Source organism: Mesorhizobium ventifaucium, assembly GCF_935822925.1.
Taxonomy (GTDB): domain Bacteria; phylum Pseudomonadota; class Alphaproteobacteria; order Rhizobiales; family Rhizobiaceae; genus Mesorhizobium; species Mesorhizobium ventifaucium.
In genome coordinates, this window is the sequence record NZ_CAKXZS010000089.1 from 1 (window position 1) to 16871 (window position 16871).

19 protein-coding genes and 1 pseudogene are annotated in these 16871 nt (G+C 59.0%); 16 read left to right on the top strand and 4 right to left on the bottom strand.

The genetic code is table 11. The annotated features are described in order from the left end of the window. Positions 1-196: 196 nt before the first annotated feature. The 4 genes and pseudogenes from NMG70_RS31735 to NMG70_RS31750 form a co-directional block, all read right to left on the bottom strand. The gene (locus NMG70_RS31735) at positions 197-622 is read right to left on the bottom strand and encodes a DUF1178 family protein (protein WP_077372759.1); all 426 of its coding nucleotides are present in this window, start codon (positions 620-622) and stop codon (positions 197-199) included. Then, positions 619-1500 (bottom strand): carbon-nitrogen hydrolase family protein, encoded by an 882-nt coding sequence (locus tag NMG70_RS31740; RefSeq protein ID WP_254028140.1) that lies wholly within the window; start codon positions 1498-1500, stop codon positions 619-621. Before NMG70_RS31740 ends, NMG70_RS31735 begins: the two co-directional genes overlap by 4 nt. 10 nt (positions 1501-1510) lie before the next feature. Then, positions 1511-1780, bottom strand: coding sequence for a glutaredoxin 3 (gene grxC / locus NMG70_RS31745; RefSeq protein WP_254028141.1), 270 nt, complete (start codon positions 1778-1780; stop codon positions 1511-1513). A gap of 44 nt (positions 1781-1824) precedes the next feature. Then, a pseudogene (locus tag NMG70_RS31750) lies at positions 1825-2199 on the bottom strand (ComF family protein); the annotation flags it as partial. 127 nt (positions 2200-2326) lie between these two features. Here NMG70_RS31750 and NMG70_RS31755 point away from each other — a divergent pair. The 16 genes from NMG70_RS31755 (at position 2327) to NMG70_RS31825 (ending at position 16727) form a co-directional block, all read left to right on the top strand. Beyond that, positions 2327-3478 (top strand): tyrosine-type recombinase/integrase, encoded by a 1152-nt coding sequence (locus tag NMG70_RS31755; RefSeq protein ID WP_254028142.1) that lies wholly within the window; start codon positions 2327-2329, stop codon positions 3476-3478. 221 nt (positions 3479-3699) lie between these two features. Beyond that, positions 3700-3921: a helix-turn-helix transcriptional regulator gene (locus NMG70_RS32750; RefSeq protein WP_301555201.1), complete on the top strand. Its 222-nt coding sequence runs from the start codon at positions 3700-3702 to the stop codon at positions 3919-3921. A 60-nt stretch (positions 3922-3981) separates the two neighbouring features. Then, positions 3982-4242 (top strand): hypothetical protein, encoded by a 261-nt coding sequence (locus NMG70_RS31765; RefSeq protein WP_254028143.1) that lies wholly within the window; start codon positions 3982-3984, stop codon positions 4240-4242. Further along, positions 4220-5635, top strand: coding sequence for an AAA family ATPase (locus NMG70_RS31770; protein WP_254028144.1), 1416 nt, complete (start codon positions 4220-4222; stop codon positions 5633-5635). The genes NMG70_RS31765 and NMG70_RS31770 overlap by 23 nt, the downstream gene beginning before the upstream one ends. A gap of 237 nt (positions 5636-5872) precedes the next feature. Further along, entirely contained in the window at positions 5873-6055 is a 183-nt protein-coding gene (locus NMG70_RS31775) for a hypothetical protein (protein ID WP_254028145.1), read from the top strand. A gap of 229 nt (positions 6056-6284) precedes the next feature. Further along, complete coding sequence (locus NMG70_RS31780) at positions 6285-7349, top strand: hypothetical protein (protein ID WP_254028146.1); 1065 nt, start codon at positions 6285-6287, stop codon at positions 7347-7349. A 271-nt stretch (positions 7350-7620) separates the two neighbouring features. Beyond that, positions 7621-8154 carry a hypothetical protein gene (locus NMG70_RS31785; protein WP_254028147.1) on the top strand — a complete coding sequence of 178 codons (534 nt, stop codon included), beginning with the start codon at positions 7621-7623 and terminating at the stop codon, positions 8152-8154. After that, on the top strand, positions 8154-8762 hold the full coding sequence (locus NMG70_RS31790) for a hypothetical protein (RefSeq protein WP_254028148.1): 609 nt from the start codon (positions 8154-8156) through the stop codon (positions 8760-8762). Before NMG70_RS31785 ends, NMG70_RS31790 begins: the two co-directional genes overlap by 1 nt. Then, positions 8759-9514: an HK97 family phage prohead protease gene (locus NMG70_RS31795; RefSeq protein ID WP_254028149.1), complete on the top strand. Its 756-nt coding sequence runs from the start codon at positions 8759-8761 to the stop codon at positions 9512-9514. The genes NMG70_RS31790 and NMG70_RS31795 overlap by 4 nt, the downstream gene beginning before the upstream one ends. Before the next feature lie 106 nt (positions 9515-9620). Continuing rightward, positions 9621-9998 (top strand): hypothetical protein, encoded by a 378-nt coding sequence (locus NMG70_RS31800; protein ID WP_254028150.1) that lies wholly within the window; start codon positions 9621-9623, stop codon positions 9996-9998. A 2-nt stretch (positions 9999-10000) separates the two neighbouring features. Beyond that, positions 10001-10228, top strand: a complete 228-nt coding sequence (locus tag NMG70_RS31805) for a hypothetical protein (RefSeq protein ID WP_254028151.1) — start codon at positions 10001-10003, stop codon at positions 10226-10228. A 461-nt stretch (positions 10229-10689) separates the two neighbouring features. Next, positions 10690-11112 carry a hypothetical protein gene (locus tag NMG70_RS31810; RefSeq protein WP_254028152.1) on the top strand — a complete coding sequence of 141 codons (423 nt, stop codon included), beginning with the start codon at positions 10690-10692 and terminating at the stop codon, positions 11110-11112. Continuing rightward, the gene (locus NMG70_RS33120; protein WP_367185636.1) at positions 11102-11374 is read left to right on the top strand and encodes an HK97 gp10 family phage protein; all 273 of its coding nucleotides are present in this window, start codon (positions 11102-11104) and stop codon (positions 11372-11374) included. Before NMG70_RS31810 ends, NMG70_RS33120 begins: the two co-directional genes overlap by 11 nt. Positions 11375-11648: 274 nt before the next feature. Beyond that, a complete protein-coding gene (locus NMG70_RS31815; protein WP_254028153.1) occupies positions 11649-13430 on the top strand; it encodes a phage tail tape measure protein in 1782 nt (593 codons plus the stop codon). 199 nt (positions 13431-13629) lie between these two features. Then, the gene (locus NMG70_RS31820; protein WP_254028154.1) at positions 13630-14643 is read left to right on the top strand and encodes a hypothetical protein; all 1014 of its coding nucleotides are present in this window, start codon (positions 13630-13632) and stop codon (positions 14641-14643) included. Further along, positions 14640-16727, top strand: a complete 2088-nt coding sequence (locus NMG70_RS31825) for a BNR-4 repeat-containing protein (RefSeq protein ID WP_254028155.1) — start codon at positions 14640-14642, stop codon at positions 16725-16727. The genes NMG70_RS31820 and NMG70_RS31825 overlap by 4 nt, the downstream gene beginning before the upstream one ends. Positions 16728-16871 lie beyond the last annotated feature (144 nt).

The following is a 16871-nucleotide window of genomic DNA, read 5'->3' on the forward strand; positions in this document are numbered from 1 at the left end:
TCAAATCTGGAAACGCTCTAGGATTGGCCGAAACATCCCTCCGTCGTCTTCCCAGGGCGGAGCAAGGAGCGAAGCGACGCGGCGCAGACCCTGGGAAGACGACGGTGTGGTGGCTTAGCTAATCGCAGCGTTTGAGACTGGCGGCTGAAGGCAGTCGGCAGAACCCATCCCGATCGGTCAGGATGGCTCCTGGCAGTCAGTTGCGATCCTCCGGGAATACCGGAACCGGCATAAATTCGACGCCGTCCTCGGCCAGGCTCTTGGCCTCCTCCAGCGTCGCCTCGCCATAGATGCCGCGCGGATCGCTCTCGCCGAAATGGATCTTGCGGGCTTCCTCGGCAAACTTGTCGCCGACATAGTCAGCGTTCTCGCGCACCTTCTCGGCCATCGCCTTCAATTGCGCCAGCGCCTGCTTCTGGGCCTCTCCCATGGCGAGCGCGATCTTTTCTCGGCTGCGCCCGGTGGAGACGGCCGGTGCCATCAACGCCTTCTCGACCCTGTGCGAGCCGCAGGTCGGGCAATCGACGAAGCCACGCTTCTTCTGGGTATCGAAATCGTCGTTGCTGCGAAACCAGCCCTCGAATTCGTGCTCGTGTTCGCAGATCAGGGAAAAGCGGATCAAGACGCCGCCCCCCTGAGCGGCAGCGCCTCAGCCTGTCCGCCGTTTACGGCAAAATCCCGCGCATTCTTCAGGTTCGGGATTTTCTTGCGCGCGGCGGCTGACTGCGCCGGGTCGATGTCGGCGACGATCACCGCCGGTTCGTCATGTGCCGCTTCTGCGACGATGCGACCCCACGGATCGACGATCAGCGAATGGCCATAGGTTTCGCGGCCGTCCTCGTGCAGGCCGCCCTGCGCTGCGGCGACGACATAGGCGCCGTTCTCGATGGCGCGCGCCCGCAGCAGCACATGCCAGTGCGCCTCGCCGGTCTGGCGGGTGAAGGCGGCGGGCACCGAAAGCAGGACGGCGCCGGCCAGCGCCTCGGCGCGGAAGAGCTGCGGAAAGCGCAGGTCGTAGCAGACGGCGAAACCCAGCCTCGCACCATCGATCCCGGCGCCGCTGATCTCGGTGACGACGGCCTCGGTGCCGGCCTCGTAGGCGGCGGATTCGCGCCAGCTCTCGCCATTGTCGAGATCGACGTCGAACATGTGGATCTTGTCGTAGGTGGCAATCGTGGCGCCATCCGGCGCGAACAGAAGCGCGCGGTTGGCGAGCTTGCCGTCGGCGCGCAGGATGGCGGTCGAGCCGATATGCAGGAAGATGCCAAGGTCTTTCGCCAGCTTGCGCGAGGTCGAGACGATGATGTCCTTGTCCTCGGACGTGAAGGCGGCGGCCCGCGCCTGGCTGTCACGGACCAGCGCACCGGTCATTTCCGGTGACTGGATATAGGTCGCACCCTGGCCCGCGGCCTCGCGCACCAGCCGCTCCAGATCGACCGCGTTGCGCTCGGGGCTGGTGCCCGAACGCATCTGGATCGCCGCCGCCTTGAAAGCACCCATCGTCATGTCCTCAATTCGTCGAGCCATTGGCGAGCAGGCGGTCCAGCCGGCCCTCCGCCTCCAGTTCATGGAGATCGTCGCAGCCGCCGACATGGGTGTCGCCGATGAATATTTGCGGAAAGGTCGAGCGGCCGTTCGCGCGGGAAATCATTTCCCGGCGCAGTTCCGGCGAGAACGAAGCGTCGTGCTCGGTGTAGGCGACCCCCTTACGCTCGAGCAGCCGCTTGGCGGCCGTGCAATAGCCGCACATCATCCGCGTATAGATCGTCACGTCGACCATCGGCCAGCAATCCTGCCTTTCCCAAGTCCATAGAATCGCAGAGTCTATATAGTCGCGGACTCGTCGGCCCGAAAGTCCCCGGGCAGCACGCGCGCAAAGGTCAACACGTCGACGGTCCCGGCACCGCCCTTTTTCAGCGCCTTGGCGACCGCCCGGACAGTGGCGCCGGTGGTATAGACATCGTCGATCAGGAGCACCCGGCGGCCGGCGATCTCGATCTCGGCCTCCTCCGGCACTCTGAAGGCGGCACGCACATTTTCCTCGCGTTCCCGCCGCTCAAGCCCGACCTGCTGGCGGGTGAGTTTGACGCGCCTGACCGCGGAGGGCGCAAAAGGCAGGCCGCCAAGCTGCGATACCGCCCTTGCCAGATCCGCCGACTGGTTGAACTGGCGCCTGAAAAAGCGCCGCCAGTGCAGCGGATCAAGAGCCATTGAAGTTACAGGGTTTTTTCGCATAAAGCCTTGGTGTCGCTTATCTTTGCGTTGACATGGATATTATGGTTATCCATAGTAGCAACCATTCTCGTTATGTTAGGCGGTATGGTAAATGGCACGGCACAAGCTTACGGATTCAAAGGTCAAGGCACTCACCGAGCCGGGCATATACGGCGATGGCGACATGCTGTATCTGCGCGTCCACCCTGCGGGAAGTAAGTCCTGGTTTTTCATATACCGCCGCAACGGTGTACGACGCGAATTGGGACTCGGCAGTTATGGCGGGCCGGTATCCGTCAACCTGGCACTTGCCAGGCGAAAGGCCGAAGAGTTCCGAAACATGCTTGCGGAGGATCGTGATCCATATGCTGAACGCGTGACTCGGAAGGCCAGCCGTTCCACATTCCGGGAAGTTGTCGAAAGCTATATCAAAGACGCAGGCGGCTGGACTCCCAAGACGATAGGGGAGTGGCGCCACCATCTTCTCGTGCATGCCGCGAAGTTGAGCAATGTGGCGGTCGACAGGGTCAACACCGATCTTGTAGAGGAAGTGCTGAGGCCGCTTTGGGCGAAGAAACCAGCGACAGGCCAGAGGGTACGAAGCAAGATCGAGAATATTCTTGACTTCGCCAAGGCGAAGCGATTGCGCAGCGGTGACAACCCGGCACGCTGGACCGGTCACCTCGAACACGTCTTAGACGAGGCTAGCCGGGTCACTGGCGCAAACCATGCCGCCATGCCGTACGCGGACGTCGCAGCGTTCCTCAAGGATCTAGGCGGAGAACCGGAGGAACGATGCCTACGCTTTACGATCCTGACGGCAGTGCGGAGCAGTGAGGCGCGCGAAGCGCATTGGAACGAAATCGACCTGGACAAGAAGCTTTGGACGATACCCGCCACGCGGACAAAGACGGGTAAAGAGCATGTCGTGCCGCTGTCGGACGCCGCAGTGACGGCTCTTGGCGAGCCATCAGGCGGCCATGTGTTCGCCTCTCAGCGGTTGCGGGATCGGCGACCAATAGGCAACGGCCGCATGCGTGAAGTCATGGCAGAGAAGCGTCCAGGCTTTACCACCCACGGCTTTAGATCGGCCTTCAGAGACTGGGCCGGTGATTGCACGGATCATCCGCGAGAGATCGCCGAGATGGCCTTGGCGCACAAAGTGGGGGATGCCACAGAACGCGCATACCGGCGTGGATCCGCGCTGGAGAAGCGCCGTTCGTTGATGAACGACTGGGCGGCGTACTGTACCAGCGGCAACTAGGGATTGTGCCAGACAATCAATTTGGTTGCCTATTTCATTTTTTGGCCTATATAGGCAATGCTACCAGAAGTTTGGTGTAGCCGCCCGTAGGTTTGCGAGATTTCAAACCGGCCGACCCAACGTGGCGGTCACATAATGTCCTTGGGCCATAGGCCACCAATCCCCTATTTCCATCAACGCTTGAGCCGCGTCCGGATTCCGTCCGTTCGCGAGGAGGACACATGACGCCTGCAAACGATAATGCGCCAACTCTGGTTAGCCTAAACGATGCTGCCCGCATGACCAGCCTGTCCCGAACGATGGTCAACCGATATCGAGCGGAAGGGCGCTTCCCGCCTGCAATACCGCTCGGGGACCGCAGAATCGCTTTCATCCGGAGCGAGATCACGGAATGGATTCAGGCGCGCATTGATGCTGCGCGTTCGTTGAGGGCAGCCGCTTAAATTCAAATAAAAACCCACTGCGGATCCAACCGCGGCCACATCGAAAAACGGGAACCACCCTTGAAAATCCTATCTTGCAGACCCGAGCCACATGGCTCGGGCAATGTCATTGCGCGCGTCGATGTCGAACTGACCGAGGACATTCGCGCCTTCAATTTGAAGGTGTCGAAGCGGCCAGATGGGGGTTATGCCGTCTTTGGGCCTAACGCCCTCGGCGGGCGTGTCGTCACCTTCTCTCGCACCCTCGTTGCAGAAATCGCCAGCGCCGCTATCGCAGCGCTTATGGAGCCGACGCCGCATGATCGCACCGCTTCAAATTGATATCGATGCCGCGACGGAACTGGTCACAAAGCGAGGCGGCGGAACAATTCGTATCGATCCTGAAGGCGGCGTATGCGTTTTCAACTATCCAGGCGGGGCGATAAAAAAGCTACGGTTCAATACGCGATGGCGCAACGGGATCGAAACCGCGGTCGAACACGCTGAGCATGAGACTGTGGCGCCTGAGAACTTTCGTGCGTCACCGTCCAAAGACGCCAGCGATCTTCCTCGCCCATCGCCAAAGGCAGCCAACGACAACCGCGAACAGAAATGGCCGGGTATCGTATCGAGCGGCGATCTGGTGCGCGGTTTCGTGCCGCCAGATTACCATCTGGAAGGTATTGCACAGGCTGGCTTCCTTTATTCCACGACGGCAATGACAGGGACCGGTAAGACAGCCGTATTGCTTCTTCTGGCGGCACATACAGCCCTTGGAAAGCCGATCAGCGATCGGGAGGTCCGAAAGGGGCGCGTCGTGTACTTCGCGGGCGAGAATCCCGACGACGTGACGATGCGCTGGATTGCCATGGCCCACCATATGCGCTTCGACCCAGACGCCATGGACGTCCACTTCATCAAGGGTACGTTCAGTATCTCCAAGATGTTCGCTCGTATAAAACAGGAAGTCACCAAACTCGGTGGCGCTGAGTTGGTCGTGGTCGACACATCGGCGGCATATTTCCAAGGCCAGGAGGAAAACAGCAATACGGAACTTGGTCGGCACGCGCGTGACCTGCGCACGCTGACGACATTACCTGGCTCGCCATGTGTGCTGGTGGCGTGCCATCCGGTAAAAGCCGCGGACGCCTCCAACCTGCTACCGCGGGGAGGCGGCGCGTTCATTGCCGAACTGGACGGCAATCTAGTGCTGACTAAGGGTGATGCCGGAAGCATCCGGTTGCACTGGCAAGGCAAGCACAGAGGACCGGATTTCGAGCCGCTTCACTTCGATCTGAAAACCGTAACCGCCCCAGCACTTATCGACAGCAAGGGGCGAGACGTTCCGACCGTGATGGCCTCCGCTGTGTCAACCGGTGAGACAGTCAAGAGAGGCATTGATGCCCGCAAGGACGAGGACGAGGTGCTGCTTCTGATCGAAACGGACGGCGACAAGTCGCTGCAGACAATGGCTGAAATCCTCGGCTGGAAAGAGGGAGACGGAAGCCCTCACAAGCGACGGGTGCAGACCGCGACCGACAAGCTCAAGCGCTTGAAGTTGGTCACTCATACTGGCCGCAAGTGGGGCCTGACGTCGATCGGGCAGACCGCGGCCGTAGACGCTAGGGCAGAGCGCTTCAAGGCCGAACAGGCAGCAACTGCGGCATCGAACCTGGTGGCGAAATCTGGCCGTTCCGAGCCGTACCGAGCGCCGTACGACGACCATGACGAATAGGCCCGAAAACTGGATGTTTTTTGCGAGGTCGTACCGCCGTACGCACGCGCCGTACGGCACATGCAAAAAAGGGGGAAGAACTCAATGATTTCAAGCCGTACGGCCGGTACGGCCTCAAATTGAAAACAGATTGGTTGTGGGGGTGGATTTGTCCACCCCACCACTGTCGTACGCACCGCTAGATTCTTAGGGTCGGTACGGCGGTACGATTTCTAGAAACAAAGAGGAGAACAACGAATGGAAAATGCCGTGATTGCACTGCAAACTCAAATTAAAGCGAAACACCCCACTACCGGAAAACCGATCACAATTGTCGGCGTGGATACGTCTTCGCCGGAACCGCGTCTGATCGTGGTCCATCGCGGCCCAAAGGGAATTTACGCGGAAGCCGTCGACCACGCCGACGAGGTGCCGGAATGACGCCAATACTCGACAGTCGCACCGCAGCCGCGACAGCGCGGCATGACGGCGCCTATCGCGGCAGGCGCATGAGCTGGGCGGAATTCTATCGAGAGCGGCCAGACCTGCGGCCGGCGAATGATAATCGTCCCGCACGACGGGAAAAAATAGAGAAAAAGATTATCTGAACTGCGGCCACTGCGGCCTGACACCGGTCTGGCGGCCGGTATTCCAAACCTGGGGATTCCACATGATTAGTGAAACCGGCTCGATGGCCGACAACGACAACGGCCCGCTCTGCGCCCACCGCTTTACGGACCTAGCCGCCCGGCGTGCCTTCCTCGCCAGCATCCGCGGCAAGGCAGAGCCCGTACTAGCCTGGCCGACTTTCGAACGTCTAGCGCACCTCGGCGACGCAACCAAGCTGGGCGCGCTTATGCGATGGCGAGATATCACCGAGCCTGCCAGGTACATTGCAGCAAACGACAACAACGATGCCGAGGAGGAATTGCGCCGAGAGATTCGGCCTTCAGTGCCAGAATTGCTGGCTGCGGCAGGCAATGCCGGCGTTGAGTTTGGAGAAAAGGAAGAACGACATATCGTCCGGCTCGGAGAACTTGTCTTCAACTTCGATCCGGCACGGCGTCGCCATCCTGGCCTGCTGACCGAATGGGGCACAACGGCGAAAGGGAAGTCGCTCAAGCCCGTCGATCGCGCGCGCGCGCCGATGGGGCGCCGGCCAGCCAAGCGCAGCGCCGAGGCCGTCAAGGCATACCTGGCACGGCCCGCGGCAATTCCCAGCTCGTTAGCCGCAGACCCACACCAACGCCCTATGGGCGGCGTGCGTGGAGCCGGAATGTACGACCCTCTGCCGCGGGAAAAACCTTCCACAACGAACGAGGTTGGCCGCTACGGTGTGAATGAGGCTCGGGCAGAACTGGCCGCACTTGGCGTCGACGGCAGTGTCAGATTTGCCGACCTGCCGTTTCCGGCCACCAAGTGCCCCACCTTCATCCTGCATGGTCCACAATGGACGGGTGGCGTATCTGCTATCAAGGGTTCTGGCGGCGATGGCCTCACCACTGCGGTCGCCCGCGGTCACTACGATGCAGCGGTCGAGTTGGCGCGGATCGCAGAAGCAGAACGACTTCGCAATGCTCTTGGCGAGCATGCCGATGTTCTCGACATGGCGGTTACCGACTCCACCGCCGAGGAAATCGGCGTTGCGGAGGGTTACGCGCCAAGCAGCGCGAAAAAATTCGGGGCGCGGTTGATTGACAGAGCCATTGCAGAATATTTGGCTATTGCGGCTTGAGGCTATCCACTCAAACACGGTGCCGTTCCGTATCTAAATGAATACTGCAGTTAAGCGTCGCCCCCCAGGTCGACGCTCGCCGGATGCGTCGCCAGCGCACCGGCAACCAATTGCGCTGCGATCTTTAGATCGCGGTGCGATCTCCCTTGCTGCTAATTCGGGCTGAACCGGCAGCAAGGGCCAGTTTCTTATTGCCGTCGACTGCGGATGTACCAGCGACAGCATCTATCGCGCCGCAAGGCGCTGATCTCCCGACTCGTTGCAGAGCGTCTTGCTGCAATGGGTCGGTGCAGTTTTTACCTCCAAAAACGCAAATCGCGCTTGGCGCAGAAACGAGGAAGCTTTGCGCATCCATAGTGAGTTACTGCCTGACACGCTGGTCAGCCACACCCGCTTGCCGCGACCTTTCGTCAGTCAAACGATTCGGCAGATGAAGGCAGCAAACCGTATCGCGACAGGCCGGCCATACTGTCCACCGATGACGCCCAGAGATATTGCCAGACTTGTCCTGGCACTCTCAGCGCCCTCGCCTGGCACCGCCGTTGCGCATGAGCGAGACGTGGGACGGTTGGCTCTTTCCGAGGGCGGCGGATCTGCCACCGTTGAGGCTGCGATCGTTGCCCTTATCGACACCAGCCAGGCGGCTGGGCAGATAGCCATCGCGTCATCATTCGCTGAGATCCGAACACCAAGCGGCAGCGCAACATATGGCGTGCTTCCAGAAGGCGCGACCAATATCTTCGTCATCCCCATCGCCGCAATGAAAGCCATCGCGGGCACACTTCTCACGAAAGAAAACCAGTAATGTTTAATCGAAAGCAGGCGCCGACCACCGACGCATCGGACATTCCATCAGTCGAAGAAATCTCACCGCGTCTTGCCGAGATTGCCACGCTGCGAACGGCGCTTGGACAGGAATCGGCCAGTCTGCGCCAGGAGGAATTTATCCTCGCGCAAGAAGACGGACCTGAATTGGTCGACGGTGCCAGAGAGGCGCGCGTTGCGGCCATCTTGGGCTTGGCTCCAAAGACCGTGACAGCACCACGATCACAGCGGCGTCAGCAGATCGCTACCCGGCTCCGCGATATCGAAGAAGCCGGTGACATACTCGCGCGCGAGGTGACAACCGAAAGAAACCGCGCCACCGCAGTCATCAAAGATCGCCTGATGCCGGAATACAAACGGCAGATTCGCGGACTTCTCGACGCATTAATCGCCGCTCACACGGCGCAAGTCGAAATTCGCAACTTTGCAAGTCAGGTCGAAGATGCCGGATACAACACTGGCTGGCTTGACGCACATCCTTGCCGTTGGCTCGACATTGGACCAAACAGCAATATCGGCCGGTTTGTCGATGAGAAAAGGAAGGCCGGATTCATTGCCGACCGTGACATTCCGGGAGAACTCAAATGAGCCGCGCGCCCATCGTAATACCGGATCTTGAGCGTCACGCTGCCCGCGCGCATACCGCTGTCCGGCTTGGCGCTCGCCTGCCAGGTGGCGTTAGCGGCCTCATGCTGGCCAATCACGCTGAGAGCTTGATGGAGCGGCCAGCAGTGCGTGGGTTTGCAGCCACGTATGGCACGCCGTTTTACCATAAGGGTGTTTTGACCGCGCTCATGCCGGGGTGCTTCTCCGCTTCCTTGGCGTCGAGGGGAAATGTTGAGTTCCAGCTCGAGCACGATGACAATATTGTCTTCGGATCGACGGCCACCGGCCTTGCTTTCATCGACACACCGGATGGCCTTGCATTTGAGTTTCCCGTGCCGAAGTCACAAGCCGGAGCCATCTTGCTCAGCATGGTAGCCAGCGGCGATCGGCCAGACATCAGCGTTTCCGCGGACATTGTCGAGTCAACCACTCGCCAGTTTCAGGGCCACGACGTTCGAGTGGTCACTAATGCTACACTGCGCGAGATATCGGCATGCCGTGATGGCGCAATCGGCGAGAGCCATGTCCGCCTCGTGGACCTAGCCGAGGCACCGTCATTGCGCCAAGAGCTTGAGAGTGGCGTCGTGGCCTTCATGGGCCGACATAATGAACGCATGACGAAGGGCAAGGCTCTGTCTGCCCAGCTCGCTAAGATGCTGGACCAAGCGGAAACTGCCACTCCCCGAGGACGGCTAGTCTACACTGTCGACGGCCACCTCGTAGCACCGGACTGATGGGCGGGGGTGGGTCGAATCCCTAGGTCGATTCCAGCCGGTACCGCGTGCCCCCCACAGCGTTAGCGCGTGCTGCCCCGAATCGACTGGTGAGTTTGTCGGCGCTATGCGCTGCAAGGCTTCAGCCAGCCAGAAACCGAGAAAAGACATGGAAAAGCACAAAATCCCCGGCCATCTTCGGCCCGAAACTCGCAAGTGGCTACGTGGAATTCTTGCCGACTTCGAACTTGAAAGCCAGGATTTTCGAGTGTTGGTGAAGACTGCCGAGGCGTTCGACCGCTCCGAACAGGCGCGCGAAGCGCTGGCGGCTGACGGGCTAACCGTTGTCGATCGATACGGCACGCCGAAAGCGCACCCGTGCGTAGCCATCGAAAGGGACAGCCGCACGGCATTCTTCCGCGGCCTGCGCGAGCTTGCGCTCGGTGTAGATGCACCTGAGGCGCCACGAGCGGCTCGCACGCGTGATTACGGATCGCGGCGCTAGAAATGCCGATACGCCGCAAGGTCGATAAACGGCGCGACGGCATGCCTGTCGAGAAGTTACAGCTTATATGGGGATTTTGGGCCAGGCAGAATTTTTGCCAACTTACCGGCCTGCATCCACCTGAAGAAATCGCGAAGGCGCGTCTTTCCGAGGCCGAAGAAGCCGAATTGGGGCGGCTGCACGAAGAGTGCGAGGCGGCGGGCTACGATCCGCTGCTGGCGTGGTGCTGAGCGGCGAGCCGGTACGTGCTGCCCAGACGGTATGCACCGCATGGCAGGATGAAGCGGCGCGCCATCTGTTCAACGGACATTTTTTTATCTCCATCGGTGATTGCCGACGGCTCGCTCAGTTTACGAGGCCGAGCTTAAAAGTCGAATGAAAGCTGGCGAGGCCACGACCTAAAATGAGCACACACATGCTCAAGTCGGCCAAGGCGCGTACGAAAGTACGCCCTAACGCTCACCACTTTAGACTTCAACGTCGACATTTGACGTTCCCTGTTTTCTAAGGCGGAAGGAAGTCCGCCACTCCAGCGCAACTTTATTGCAGCGCCGTGCTCCGTGTGAGTACACCCGAAGCTGCCTAGAAAGCAGGTTGCCGTCGGCAATCACCAGTAGAGATAGCTGATTCACGCACGACAACATGCACCCTTTGTGCGTGTGCTTCCCCGCTTTTCACAGGATCCCTCAACATGACACTGAATTCAGTCACCGCCCGATTTGGCGGTCGCGACGTCACGTTCAAAATCGACCGCCAGGACTTGCCGCTCTTCGAAGCTTATGCCGGCATTCCGGCCTATGAAATGTTCACCCGCATCACGGCCGGAAAATGGACAGTCGAAAACCTCAAGAGCGTTCTGACATTCGCTTCTGTTCCGGCTGGCAAGCTTGCCGAACTGCGGCAATTCACTGGCGTACTTAGACGCATGGCGTCAAGCGACACCGGACTATTGGACAGCTATTTCAAGGGATGTGCCCCTCTTGTTAGACGAACGCTGAGCTCCAATCCTGTCGCCCAATACGCGCTGCTCGCGCAGGCGATCTTGGCCGGTGCTTTGTTCGGCATCACTGCTGCGGACGCGACATTCAGCGACAGCACGGCCGATGGCGAATAGCGGCCTGCGTGATTTTGAACGGCGGCTAAGGGCGCTGCCAGCGGCAGCCAAGCGGGCTGCTGCTGTGGCCTTGAACACGTCAGCAGACGAGCTTGTGAGAGCACAGCGCTTCCTCGCACCCCACGACGATGGCGATCTTCGTGCATCCATAAAATGGCGGCAGACGGCCGAGCTTACCCGCACCGTAGAGGCAGGCGGTGAGGCTACAACTAGGGCGGCCCGTGCCGGCCAAGGCGATTATGACTACGCTCTGTATGATTGAGCGCCACCGCCTTGATGCGCAGCTCAAGAATTCGGCACGGAAGACACGCCCGCCCAGCCGTTCTTCTGGCCGGCTTATCGACTGACAAAGAAACGTATTAGAGCGCGCATTAAGCGGGCGATCAGCAAGGGCGTGAAGGACTCCTATGCCAAATGATTCACCCAAATTATCAGTCGATCTAGAAGCCCGCATAACTGCATTCGAGAAGCAGCTTAGGCGGGCCACCGCCACAGCCGATCGACAATTCGGAGCGATCGAAAAACGCAGCGCAGCTATGACGTCTCGCCTGGACGGGCAGTTCGCCAAGATCGGCAGCGGGTTAAAGGGGAATGTTCTCGGCTTTTTCACAGGCATTGGTAGTGGCGCGTTGGCAGCACTGGCGCCTGTTGCACTGTTCAACACCGCACTCAAGACTATCGATGACGCTAGCCGCTTGGTGGACGTTGCGGACAGGATCGGCCTGACGACTACGGCGCTTCAGGAACTCTCATTCGGATTCAGCCAGGCTGGCGTTGACCAGGCCACGTTCGAAACTGGCATGGAACAGTTCAGCAAAAGGATTGGCGAAGCGGCGACGAAGGGCGGGCGGCTTGCCGACATCCTGAAGGCCAACGGAATTGCCATTCGCGACACCAATGGGCAGATAAAGTCCTCAGAGCAATTGCTTGCGAGCTATGCCGAACTGGTGCGCAACGCCGCGTCTGAGCAAGAGCGGATGGTGCTCGTTACCGAAGCCTTCGGCAAAGGCGGCGGCGACTTCCTAAACGCTCTTAAGGACGGTGCGGCCGGCATTAACGGGATGGCAAAGGCCGCCGAGGATGCAGGTGGCGTCATTGACGAACAATTGCTCCGGCGTGCCGAGGAGATGGGTGACCGCTGGGACGCGGCGTGGCGTCGATTCAGCGTAAGTGCGCAGTCGGCAATCCTGACCGCTATCGAGGGACTAGACGGTCTCAACGGCCGGATGCAAGAATTTCTAAAGAACCGACAAGCAGCCGAAATGGGCGCCTTGGCGGGTTCGCTGGCCGGTCAACCGGGTGATGTGGTCACAGGGCCAGGCCGGAGCGGCAAGCCTGACGCCATAGATACGCGCATAGCGCAGGCGTTCGGCGGTGAGATCCAGAAGGCCGACACGGCCTTGGTCGAAGCGCTGCAAAAGCGATACGGCACCGCGGCAAGCAAGGCAACCGTCATTCCCGGTGAGAAATCATCGGGCGGCGGCGGAGGTGGTGGGCGTAACGCGGCTGCGGCTGCGGCTTTGCGCGAAGCAGAAGCGGTTCTGAGGGTCATCGAAGGACTGAAGGAAGAGCAAGCCCTTATCGGTGCCACTGAAGTCGAGCGCGAAAAAGCGAACGCTCTTCGTCAGGCGGGCACCGCGGCCACGGCAGAGCAACGTGCCGAGATAGAGCAGCTTGTAGAAGCGATTTACCACGAGCGCGAGGCCACGGAAGCTGCAGCCGACGCCTCGCAAGAGTTGCGTGACATCGGCAAGGACGTGCTGGGCGGAATGATCTCCGATCTACGATCGGGCCAGTCGGGTGCAGAAGCCTTGGCGGGCGCTTTGGACAAGGTCGCGTCGAAGCTGCTCGATATCGGCCTAGATAGCCTCTTCAGCGGCAGCGGTGGTGGCCTGGGCGGCATCTTCAGCTTGTTTGGCTTTGCCAAGGGTGGATACACCGGTAACGGCGCTAAGAACCAACCAGCTGGCATCGTACACCGCGGCGAGTACGTCTTTTCAAAAGCGGCCACTGAACGCATCGGCGCCGGCAACCTCGAGGCCATGCACCGCGGCTATGCGTCGGGCGGCTTGGTAGGAAGTATTCCGTCCATTATGCCGAGCGTGCCGCGCATCACGCCTGCCGCCAATCAAAACCGGCCGCAAGTGGTTGAGCTTCATGTCGTCGGAGAGCCGGGGCCGGAGTTCATCCCGACCATTCAGGCGCACTCGCGGGACGTGGCGGTCAAGGTCACACAGGCCGGGATTGGGCAATACGACAAAAGACTGCCGGGCAAAATGCCGGGTCTTATAGCCTCTGCGCAATCGCGACGCCTCTAGGAAAGGGAATCCCATGGAACCAATACCAGACCCAGAAACAGAAGACGACGATACCGACGACCCTGGCACGCCATTCGACGACGGCAGCACATTTGATGATGGCTCCGGATTCGACTGATTAAACAAGCACTGCCGGCATGCCGGATTTTTTAAGGGCTCGCTTTTCGCGGGCTTTTTTCATCTTTGGGACAATAAAATTATGGCGAATGAAGTAGCTGCAGCATTTAACGATGCGTGGCGTGATTATGTCACTGAAGGTGTGCCGTCGAGCGGACCAAACAAGCCTCTAAAATCACAGATCCGTGGCATTGGTCCGATTGTCGATGCGCAATTTGTGCTGGTAAGAGAGGAGATCGCTGCAGTCGAAGCTGACACCGTTGCGGCGGTTGAGGTAATCACTGACGCGCTAAGCGAACGCGTTGATGACGTGGAGGCGATAGCCACTGCTGGCATTATTTGGACCACCCAGACGATTAGGGTGCGCTCTACTGCCAACGTCGTTCTCGCAAATGGACTAGTGAACGCTGCGACGCTCAACGGAGTTACGCTAGCGACTGGAGACTTTGTCTTTCTTGGATCGCAAACCGCGCATGCGGAAAACGGCATCTACACTGTTGTGGCTGCTGGCGCGACGTCCCGCGCCGCTTTTGCCGACAGTGCGGCTGAACTGGCGCACATTGGCTTTGTTATACAAGAGGGCACAGACGGGACCGGTGAACGTTGGACGCTCCCGTTGGCGGCCGCCGACATCACGCTCGGCACAACGGCACTAGTCTTTGCTGAAACCGGCATCGAGCCCGGCTATGCGGCGGAGGTTGAAGCGGCTCGTGGTGGCGAAGCAACGCTCAGTGATCGGCTTGACACTATCGACGCTCGACCGTCCGGTTTCGAGGAATACGGCGTCGCGATCTATAAATCGGATGGTATTGAACTTGGCGGCTACTACGCTGAGCGGTCTGTCAGCGTCGACCTGACGCTGATAAATCTCTTTGCGGAAATCATCGCCGGAGATGTCGGGTCGGAGGTGGATTTCTACCTGGCAGTCAATGACTCGGTAGCCTATGGACCGGCAACTGTCGTTCTGGGATCTCCGATAGATATCACGGGACTCTCGATTGCCCTCAGCGAGGGGGATAAGGTCTCCTTCTTTGTTCTCTTCGTAGATGGGGCTGTCACTGAGTTCTTTGTCAAGACCTTTGGAGAAATGTCATGAGCATGCTGCCATATAGCAACAGAGGCGCTCCGTTGACTCTGAATAGCGGCGGGTACTTCTCGAATGACGGCCACTCACAGTATGCCTGGTATGCCGGAACGCAGTACAACTCGCTGTACGATGCTGTATCGAACAAAACTTTCGTGGCTTACTATACTGTGTTGATGGACGCTTTTAGACTGGTCCGTGTCAGGGCCTACGATCACACCGCAAAGACGTGGGGGCGCAGCCACAATGTAGGATTGCGTAGCTACGAGATCAGTGACGACCACGGCGTCCCCGGCATGGCACTCAACGCCGATGGTAGACTTGTGGTTTCGTATGGAAACCACAACGGTAATTTCAGGCTGTCCGTCTCCACCAATCCTCGCGACGAAACATCGTGGAGTCAGGCAGCTGATCTAGTTGGTGCCTATACGTATCCGCACCTTGTGCTGCTTGCTGATAGCAGCATGGTTTGTTTGTTTCGCAAAAACTATATGACTGGTGAAGGGGGTTATACCAGCGATTGGAATAGTACCCTGGTATATAGAATACTAACGTTCGCTGGGACAGCGGTAACGGCCGGAGCGGAGGTTGAGGTCGGTGGAATGAATACGGAGCTTGGCAGCCGGTGGTATCAGAGCGCCGCCATACTGGGCGGCGACGGGCTTATACACCAGACCGCAAGTCGCGCCAATCATTCGGATACCATGCGGCTGAATGTCTACTATTATAAGATCGACATTGCAAACCAACAGTTAGTCTCCTTCGATGGTTTGACCAGTGTGCCGTTCCCCGTGACAAACACTGACATGACGGATACTTTCAAAATATACACGACAGCAGAAGGTAATACATCCAACACTCCGGCATTTGGTTTTGATGCTGCCGGTCGCTCGCATGTCGTAACGCATGAAGGTTACAGTGACCCAGGCGGAAATCCATACTATCCGCAAGACATCAAGCACATGGTCGGGTCTGCTGGTGTATTCTCAGCGGCAGTAACCATCGGGCAGAGCGACTGTCGATACAACTCGGAGGCGGTCGTTCCCATTGCCGATGGAGGTATCTGCGTTATGTGGATGAAGAATACCATCGGGGTCGATCAGCGCGGCGGCGATCTCGTAGGCAAGAACCTTGCCGCTGGCGGCGCGTCAACCGAATTCGGCCCGGAAATAACCTTTATGAAGCAGGACGTGGATCGCTATGCACTCGACAGTTGCGCAGCGGTCAAGGACGGTCATGCAAATCTGAGGGTCATATTCATGGAGATGACGCAAGAGCGCGTCACGGCATTAGCATCCGACCAGCGCTGCTATGCGTGGGGTGATAGGGGTATGGTGCCAGGGCGAGTTCGCCCGTTTGTAAAACCGAAGGCACTGACCGGAGATGGGTTCTGGCTCGATCTCTCCGACACTACCGCTGTATTCTCCGATGCCGGTGTGACGAATGCTGCTCTCGATGACAACGTAAATCAAATAAATGACAAGTTCGGAACAGGGAACACTCTGTACAACGTGTCGGATACGTCATCCCCAGTACTTGCGAGAGTTGGAAACCAGTATTGCCTCCAATTCAGCGCTGGTGGCAACGGAAGTAGATACCTTACAGGCCAGTCGAAAGCTTGGGCTGCTGGTGGGTATATGGTGACGGCCGTCTTGCGTCCCTTCCGGGATGGCACCGCGATTGGGTCCGTTCTTAGTCTGGACCAAGGATCTGGAAACCCAAGGGTTGCCATACCGATCGATCTCAACACCGAAAATGTGCGAGCCACCACGTTTAGCCTATCAGGGCCAACGATCCTGACGATCACCGATGGTGCAAACGTAGTAAAGCATGGCCAGGACCACATCATCCAATCCTACACCATCGGTGCTATGATGTATGTCTTCGTCAACGGTGTTCTCGTGGCATCCGGGACTAATAGCGGAGGAGTGGTTAATACGGCGGCGGTCCTGATGCGGATTGGTGCCACCGCCGCCGCCACCCCGGCGTTTTTCTACATGGGCTTAATGACGGGGCTGATACATCGTGTAGGTGAGCAAACCCCGGAAATGCGGGATGCCGACTACGCATGGGCTTTGGCCCAGTTGCCAAGTTGAGGCCATAAGAACGCGGGCGGCTGGGGACCGTGCTGAGTTCCCAGCCCCGGCCCTGCTGCGGCTCCTGGCGCTGTCTGCACTGCTGGCGGCAATCCAAGGGACATGGAACGCTCAAGTGGCCATTGCGGCCTAGCCTGGCGCGGC

Bases quoted from the DNA above. Each gene is read 5' to 3' on its own strand.
- NMG70_RS31740 (WP_254028140.1), bottom strand. From the start codon at position 1,500: ATGGGTGCTTTCAAGGCGGCGGCGATCCAGATGCGTTCGGGCACCAGC.
- grxC (WP_254028141.1), bottom strand. From the start codon at position 1,780: ATGGTCGACGTGACGATCTATACGCGGATGATGTGCGGCTATTGCACG.
- NMG70_RS31755 (WP_254028142.1), top strand. From the start codon at position 2,327: ATGGCACGGCACAAGCTTACGGATTCAAAGGTCAAGGCACTCACCGAG.
- NMG70_RS32750 (WP_301555201.1), top strand. From the start codon at position 3,700: ATGACGCCTGCAAACGATAATGCGCCAACTCTGGTTAGCCTAAACGAT.
- NMG70_RS31770 (WP_254028144.1), top strand. From the start codon at position 4,220: ATGATCGCACCGCTTCAAATTGATATCGATGCCGCGACGGAACTGGTC.
- NMG70_RS31775 (WP_254028145.1), top strand. From the start codon at position 5,873: ATGGAAAATGCCGTGATTGCACTGCAAACTCAAATTAAAGCGAAACAC.
- NMG70_RS31780 (WP_254028146.1), top strand. From the start codon at position 6,285: ATGATTAGTGAAACCGGCTCGATGGCCGACAACGACAACGGCCCGCTC.
- NMG70_RS31790 (WP_254028148.1), top strand. From the start codon at position 8,154: ATGTTTAATCGAAAGCAGGCGCCGACCACCGACGCATCGGACATTCCA.
- NMG70_RS31795 (WP_254028149.1), top strand. From the start codon at position 8,759: ATGAGCCGCGCGCCCATCGTAATACCGGATCTTGAGCGTCACGCTGCC.
- NMG70_RS31800 (WP_254028150.1), top strand. From the start codon at position 9,621: ATGCGCTGCAAGGCTTCAGCCAGCCAGAAACCGAGAAAAGACATGGAA.
- NMG70_RS31805 (WP_254028151.1), top strand. From the start codon at position 10,001: ATGCCGATACGCCGCAAGGTCGATAAACGGCGCGACGGCATGCCTGTC.
- NMG70_RS31810 (WP_254028152.1), top strand. From the start codon at position 10,690: ATGACACTGAATTCAGTCACCGCCCGATTTGGCGGTCGCGACGTCACG.
- NMG70_RS33120 (WP_367185636.1), top strand. From the start codon at position 11,102: ATGGCGAATAGCGGCCTGCGTGATTTTGAACGGCGGCTAAGGGCGCTG.
- NMG70_RS31815 (WP_254028153.1), top strand. From the start codon at position 11,649: ATGACGTCTCGCCTGGACGGGCAGTTCGCCAAGATCGGCAGCGGGTTA.
- NMG70_RS31820 (WP_254028154.1), top strand. From the start codon at position 13,630: ATGGCGAATGAAGTAGCTGCAGCATTTAACGATGCGTGGCGTGATTAT.
- NMG70_RS31825 (WP_254028155.1), top strand. From the start codon at position 14,640: ATGAGCATGCTGCCATATAGCAACAGAGGCGCTCCGTTGACTCTGAAT.